This window comes from Methylotetracoccus oryzae (assembly GCF_006175985.1).
GTDB classification, from domain to species: domain Bacteria; phylum Pseudomonadota; class Gammaproteobacteria; order Methylococcales; family Methylococcaceae; genus Methylotetracoccus; species Methylotetracoccus oryzae.
Window position 1 is genome coordinate 84,269 of sequence record NZ_SRSH01000021.1, and the last position, 7,428, is coordinate 91,696.

A 7,428-nucleotide genomic window follows, 5' to 3' on the forward strand; every position below is an offset into this window, starting at 1 on the left:
GAAGTGCCACGCCCGACGACCGGTGGCGGGGACCCACCGATTGTCCTAGTCCGCCAGATTCTGATCGGGAAAGGGGGGCGGGACAAATAACAGCGCGCCGCGTGGGTTGCGTGCCGTTAGGTGATGGAGACTGAATAGCGCGCCTTGGTTGGCTGCAGCGGCGCTGATGGGCGCAGACATCGAACTGCACGGCGCGACCGCAATGCGATTATACGTGTTGCCGGTGGATTACGTCCGGCATCAGCTTCGGAAACAAAGCCCTGCCTCCGGGTTTACCGCACGCGCTTGGGCCAGTCCCGGGCCCGTCGTCGCGTCGAGTTCGCCCTCCGTGCTCCGAGGTGGATATTGCCGACGGGATCAGGACGGAGCTGCGTTCGGGGCCGGCTTCAGGACCGTTCGATTGGGAAGGCAAGCAGTTCATTTCGCCAGGGGCTCAGCGTGCAGCTAGCCGGATTCTTCGGAGTTCGCGATGCTCACCCCGGCCTGCCGCCAGTATTGGATCGTCCGGGAATGACCTCCGCTGGATACATCGGTTACAGGGCCTCGCTTTGCCCATAGACCCGAATCTGACACGCCGCGCCTGCGGTGTGATATCGTCCGGGCGCCACCGGATGACAGGGTGTCTTTCGAGAAGCGGGGCCACGCTGGCGGCAAAGAGGCCACTCGCCCGCCATTCCCTTTACTACAGGCGGGAGTAAGCCGGCGCCTTTTTCGGAGAAGCCAACCTGAACCATTGCTTCGACCTCTTCGATCGGCGCATGGAGGGGGGAGAGGTCGGCGCACTACGAGTGTCGGCTCTGCCATGCTGATCAGCGAAAAATTGATTGCCCCAGTCGCTGAGGAGCCATGACGTCAGCATCAGTTAGTTCATGCCAATCGACTAGGAGAAAGGCCGAACACCTTGAATAATGCCCTGTTTTCTCTAGCGATATCCGCCATATTTGGCCTGGCCCTCGCATACGTACCCAGCCCCGCTGAATTTCACCCCCAACTGACAAGGGATTACCCATGACAACTATCCCAGGCAACGTCACCACCTCTGGTGACGCGTTCTATACCGAGGTCGGCGACACGCTGATACAGGGCGGTGCTCTCGTGAGTAGTGCGACTGGTTATGCGATTCATCTAGCGGGCACGGGACAGACTTATGATCTCACGACGAACGGAGTGCTTAGCGGCGGTAGTGCAGCGCTTGGTCTGTGGGGCGAGGGAAATATCTACGCGATCCATCTCGTTGCCGGTGTTTTGAGTGGTGGCGCATTCGGTGTATTGGGTCAGCAACTACCCACGAATTATTCGGGATCGGTCGACATCACGGTGGGGACGACTACCGTGGTGAGCGCGTCGGTCGCGGGTATGCAATTCCAAAACCTCCTCGACGTGCGAATCGACAACGCCGGTCGCATCATCGCAAGCGGTGAGAGATTCTTCGCAAATCGGACAGGGCTGGTTCTTGTCGGTAGTGCGGCTCCCACGGGTCCCGGAGCCTATCACCGCGAGGTCATCAACTCCGGCCTGATTTATGGCGACGACGTCGGTATCCAAGTGGGTGGGCCCGGAACCAGTGTCATTGAGAACTCAGGTGCCATCATCTCAGGCGACACTGTCGGCGGCAGTGCGATCCGTTCCGGCAATATCACCGTCGATAACGTGACAAACTCCGGCCGGTTGATCGGGGACGTCTCTCTCGGCGGCATGGACGATGTGCTGACCAACCAGAGCGGGGGCCGCATATTCGGCGATGTCTCCATGGGCGATGGCGATGACCAAATGACCCAGAATGGGCTGGTATTCGGCCAGATCGATCTGGGCGCGGGCAACGATATCTTCGTCGGCGGCAGCGGCGAGGACAGCGTTGATGGCGGCACCGGTGATGACCAGATGGCGGGCGGGGGCGGCAACGATAGCTACATCGTCGACAGTTCGTCGGACCGGATTGTCGAACGAGCCGGCGAGGGCTTTGACACCATCAGCACCAGCGCGAGCTACCGACTTGCCCGGTCGAATAACAATATCGAAGTCCTGCAGACGAACGACGCTACCGCGACGACCGCCATCAATCTGACCGGCAATGCGCTGTCGCAGGAACTGATCGGAAATGCCGGGGCGAACCGGCTTGCGGGCGGCGGCGGCAATGACATCCTGACCGGAGGCCTGGGTCTGGATTTACTGGTAGGCGGCCTCGGCAAGGATGTATTCGCGTACGATCAGGTGCTGGATTCAGGCATCACATTCATGTTCGACCGGATCCTCGACTTCAAGGCCGGAACCGACAAGATCGACCTCTCAGCGATCGATGCCAACGAGGCGACCGCCGGGATCGACGACGCCTTTACCTTGGTGAGGGTCCCGGTGAACACCGGGTCGGTAGAAGTGGGGACCATCGGCTGGTACCAGCAGGACCGCGCCAACGATGCGCGGGATACGACCTATCTGATCATTCTGACCGAGGAAGGTTTGGGTGCCAACATGGTGATTCAGCTCACCGGGTTAGTGGATCTGACCACGAACGACTTCTACCTCTGAGGAGAAAGCACCGTGCGATACGGCGGCTCCAGCGGGGTGCCTGCTCGAGTTCTCGGCAAGTGATGCCGCTGGTCCGTCGTGCTTTCCTGGTGGCCACACAACCGGATGGCCACCGGTTTCTGCCGTGCTGCGGTCGCGCACTTCAGTCACTGTGATTGACAGCCGATCGCCTGCGTTTGCCGGTCCGTTGTCCACGGGTATGGGCTTATTGGAGCCCACGATGATGGGACAGCACGAATCAATGATCTCGCTGCCCCCGCCTGCTCAGGTTCACGCCCATATTGGCGGCGTGCAAGTACGCCTCGCATCAGCAAACCGCCGAAGCCTCGCGCAATGTACGGGGTATCCTCAAAGAAACCGCCGGAGCGGGCTGTCATGGCGCGATCCATACCCGAATGAGAGTTGGCCGGCCCTCATCACCGGTCGGCGCATAGGTGGCTGCATTGCGCTGACGCAGGACCGCGCCCGCTCCCGCTTTTCCAATGACACGACAAGCCGGCGGGACTGCTGGGGCTGAACGGCGGTCAGTTTGGATGGTCGGCGAGCCTTGTGTACGTTCACTTCGTGCGACTGATTCACGCCCCGGGCCGTGTTGGCCTCCGCGCGTGCTTGCCCTTCAGGGTGATAGGCCGAACGCGTAAACGTTGCCGGAATACGTGATCGCATAGAGCCGGCCGTTGACCACGATCACTTCGGAAGCCGCGAAGTTCCCGCCGTCAGGACTCGGGTGTGTCCATGCTGGTATGCCGTCCGCCAGCTTGAAGGCGGCGAGTCCCTGTCCCGCGACAAAAACCAAGCCATTCGCGACGGTGGGTTTGCCAAAATAGCCTGCCTGGCTCCAGGCATCCGCTCCGGTGCGGCTGCTTACGGCCTTCAGCTCCGCGATGCCGGAATCTCCATCCCAGCTAAAGAAAAGTTTGCCTGGCGCTACGGCTGGCTGGCTGGCACTCGCAAAGGCATCGGGCGCTGACCAGGACCAACCCTCCGCTCCATCCGTGGCACCGTACTGGGACACGGACGCCACATAGGACCAGTTACCGCCCAGGTAAACTGCTCCGTTTCCAACGACCGGCACCGCGTCAAACTTGGCGTCGTCCTTGCGCCACAGGGGCGCGCCGGTATTGGCCGTGAACGCCTTGAGGGGCGATAGACAGCTACGTTCGGTACATGGGAATCTGGCGTAAAGGACACCGTCGCGCTCCGACAACGGGCCGGCCGCGTAGCAGAAAAAGGGAGAATCCGCAGGGACGGGCGGGGGCCCGATGCGGCTCCACACAGGTTTTCCGGTGACTGGATTACGTGCGGATACCGTTGCTCGACAGGTGTAACCGGGACTCTTCGTCAGTCTGGTCACCGCGGTGTAGAGAGCATCGCGCGAAGTCAGAACATAACGGAACTCGGCACCTCGCCGCAATTTCGTCCACAGGAGCGTGCCGTCATCTGCGCGAAGCGCCGTCAGTGTGCCGACGCGCTGGCTGCCTGCGCCGTGATTCGACGCCACATAGACACGGCCATTGCGAATCGCCATTGAGGCCACGTCCCCTTGGAAGGATTTCGTCCATGCGGGCGCGCCGTCGCCAGCCTGCAACGTCACTAAGCGGTTCCCTATTGTCAGGTATACCCGGCCACCGGTGACGGCTCTGAGGGTAGCGCCGTCCCCAATCGTGGTCTTCCAGACGACCGACAGTTGCGAGACATTCCCGGCGTTGAGGAGCGTCTCATAAGGATTGTAACTACTGTGCCTGGCGTCGAAACCCGCTTGGTTCCAACCCACCGCCAGGCTTGAAGAGTTGGGTAGTCGATTCGTGTCGGCGGAACCGGCTGTCGCCTGGTCCATCGCGAGCAGCCCGGTGATTAGCGCTATCCGCCGGATCAGCAATCTGTGCATCACGTTCATGTTCCCTCATCAAGTTTGCTGTAATGGCGATCACTCGCGCTATGCGAAGTCTGAACGCGCCAATGACTACCCAATTCGTACCCAGCGGATCTCCACTCATCGCTGGGACATACGCAGTTTGTCGCGGCGCAACCGGTGGCACAATCGGTAGAACTACCTAAACTCGCCTTGATGTACGGCGCCGGCCTACACCGATTTGGGGTTCTCTGTGTCTCCGGATCCCTGACCTGTGGGGTGGCGTTTCCCTTTCGGTGCGAGCGGTACGGTCACGAGACGATCAGGCTGAAGTCTGGCGATGGGACGGCCCAACTCTGCTACGCGGATGACGGTTAGCCAAAGGACTTACGAACTCGATCTGCACCACGTTGACCGGAGAGAGCGCTCGGCGCGCAAGGAATGGTGCCGGGTAACGTTGTCAGGTTCGCTTGCCGACACCAAGCCGGTGCAATGGTCACGAGTTGGTTAGCGGAGCCGGAGGAATGGCGCGGCTGCCATGCCTGAAGACATGGTCGCTGGCCCAACGGCGACTGTTCAGGAGCCATCCTGGCTTACCCTAACTCCCAAGGGGTCGCGTTACGCGAATTGCCGAAGCTCTGGGGGTAGCGCGTGGCTTGGTTGGCCAAGCCGGGAATTCATCGCCGGCTCGCCGCCGTTTCAAAGATCCCAGGACAGCCGAATCGCGCCCCGTTCAGGGCGCGACTCGTGGCTTGACGCTACGCGCAGCGATCAAGACAAGGATCGCGGGCGCGCACCCGGGGCAAGCCAGTTTCAGGATGCGGGAGCGCGTGTCGTCAGTCGAAAATGGCACTGAAAACCAACTTGACCGCACTCCCACGAAGCCGTTGACCGTCTCGGCACTGCGCGGCGTGAACGTACCGCGCAGACGGAGCGGCCAGCACTAAGCGGCGGAACCCGAGCGACCCGAGCCGGGTCGGCGCTGTCACGGCGACTCTTTCCCCATCTGCCGGTGATAGGCCGCCATGCGCCGGCTTTCTTCGGCGGCGCGTTCGAAGTCGCGAATCATCGCCCCGGCTTGGGATTTCATATCCGTGAGGCGCTTGCCGTACTTGTGTGGGTTCGCCTCGTATTGCTGGAGCATCGCCCGTTCTTCCGCGGCATCCGCATCCATGGTCTGGGCTATCTCGTCGTAATGGGCAGCCAGACGTTCATGCGCTTCCCGTGTCTCCGCAGTCTGGACGGCTATTGCCCAGCTCTGTGGCTTTAACTCAGTGCGGGACGCGCAGCCGGTTCCGAAGAGTGCCATCACCATCGCGAGCGCGACCCCGTGCGTTCTCATGTTCATCACCTGTCTCCTTGCCTCATGGCTGTCTCGGATTCGGAGTCATAACGATAGCATTCGAAACGTTTCGGAACGAAAAGTTCCGTGTTAGTACTACTTGTGACGCCACAGACACGGGGGATGCTGCGCTACACCGATTTACATGGACTGGTGGAGACCCCAATCCTGTTTCACCTCCGAGGCTTCCTCCTCCGGCCGTGGCGGCAACGATCCACCCTTCCGGGCCACCCGACGCACCCCCCGAGGTGTCGGCGTGATTCTGTGACCGAAGTCGCAAAAATTCCGCTCGAGTTTTCCGCACGCGTGCCGATCCATAGCACGAACCGAATAGAAAACTGTGACCGACTTGGGGAGACTCACATGGACGCCATCACTGACAACACGGCCGACCTCTTTGAGCAGGACGTTGCCGTAACGGCTTTCGCGCCGGAACCGATCAGCGAGACGGTCGAGCGGGATCTCACCCAGGTCTACTTCCACGAACTGGCCAACGCCCGCTTGCTGACGGCGGACGAAGAGAAGCACTACGGCGCCCTGGCCCGCGCGGGCGATGCCGAAGCCTTCCGCATCATGGTCGAATGCAACCTGCGCCTGGTGATCAAGCTGGCCCGCCGCTACATGAACCGTGGCCTGGACCTCTTGGACCTGATCGAAGAAGGCAACCTGGGCTTGATGCATGCGGTCACCAAGTTCGAGCCCGAGCGCGGCTTCCGGTTCTCCACCTACGCCGCGTGGTGGATCCGCCAGGAAATCGAGAAGGGGCTGATGAACCAGTCGCGGACGATCCGCCTGCCGATCCATGTGGTGAAAGAACTGAACACCTACCTCCGCGCCTACCGCGAGCTGGCCATGAAGCTGCCGCGGGATCCGGAGCCGAAGGATGTCGCGGCGCACGTCGGCGCATCGGTCGAAGCGGTAGAGCAGTTGCTGCACCTGAACGAGAAGCTGACCTCGCTGGACACGCCGGTGAAGCTGGGCTCAGACCAGATGATGGTGGATACGGTCGAGGACGAGGCCCAGGTCGACGTCACGGAGCAGTTGCACGAGACGGCAGTCGAGAGCCAGCTACCGGTCTGGCTGGCCAGCCTGACGCCGGTACAGCAAGAGATCCTGACGCGGCGTTTCGGTCTGAACGGCGGCGACGGCGAGACGCTGGAAGCCATCGGCGCCACGGTCGGGATGCCGCGCGAGAAAGTCCGTCAACTGCAGAATGCGGCGCTGAAGCAACTGAAGCGACTGGCACTGGAACAGGGCTATGACGCCGAGGTGCTGTTTCATTAAACCACGAGTTGGTTTAACTCTCGCCGACAGAGAATCTCGGCACCGACTTAATGACAGTTGATGCGCTGCGTAAACCGTGCTGCGGTCCTTAAGCGTTGGAGTGATGGAGCACCCGTTCAGCAGGAATCACTACGCCGCCGGGCCGTTTTTGGTCGCGTTCAGCGGCACCGACGTCAGTTGATGCCGCTCCAGCAAGCGCCGGAACGTCCGGCTCGTCGTCTCTTCCGTATCGCGTCCTCAAGCGGGTCCAGCCTCGCGAGCCGCGGCAACGATTCGATCTAGCCAGCGCTTTCTCGGCCGCCGGTAGAGTCCAGCGACGTGGTGTAAATCGAGGGTCAGAGATGGGAGGCCATCGCGAACTCCGGTAAGGTTGAAAGTGCGAAAGACAACCTGAACGTGGAGACGACGATGGCCGACGACAGCA

The 7,428-nt window shown here is 61.2% G+C and carries 4 protein-coding genes; 2 read left to right on the forward strand and 2 right to left on the reverse strand.

The annotated features are described in order from the left end of the window. Positions 1-1,008 precede the first annotated feature (1,008 nt). Positions 1,009-2,526, forward strand: coding sequence for a M10 family metallopeptidase C-terminal domain-containing protein (locus BWR02_RS17975; RefSeq protein WP_139559289.1), 1,518 nt, complete (start codon positions 1,009-1,011; stop codon positions 2,524-2,526). Positions 2,527-3,142: 616 nt separating this feature from the next. On the opposite strand, the gene BWR02_RS17980 is transcribed toward BWR02_RS17975, so the two are convergent. Then, the gene (locus tag BWR02_RS17980) at positions 3,143-4,405 is read right to left on the reverse strand and encodes a BamB-related PQQ repeat family beta-propellar protein (protein ID WP_162560226.1); all 1,263 of its coding nucleotides are present in this window, start codon (positions 4,403-4,405) and stop codon (positions 3,143-3,145) included. A 958-nt stretch (positions 4,406-5,363) separates the two neighbouring features. Next, positions 5,364-5,726, reverse strand: coding sequence for a hypothetical protein (locus BWR02_RS17985; RefSeq protein WP_139559291.1), 363 nt, complete (start codon positions 5,724-5,726; stop codon positions 5,364-5,366). Between the two features lie 357 nt (positions 5,727-6,083). Between BWR02_RS17985 and BWR02_RS17990 the strand changes: the two genes are divergently transcribed. After that, entirely contained in the window at positions 6,084-7,004 is a 921-nt protein-coding gene (locus BWR02_RS17990; RefSeq protein WP_139559292.1) for a sigma-70 family RNA polymerase sigma factor, read from the forward strand. Positions 7,005-7,428: the final 424 nt, after the last annotated feature.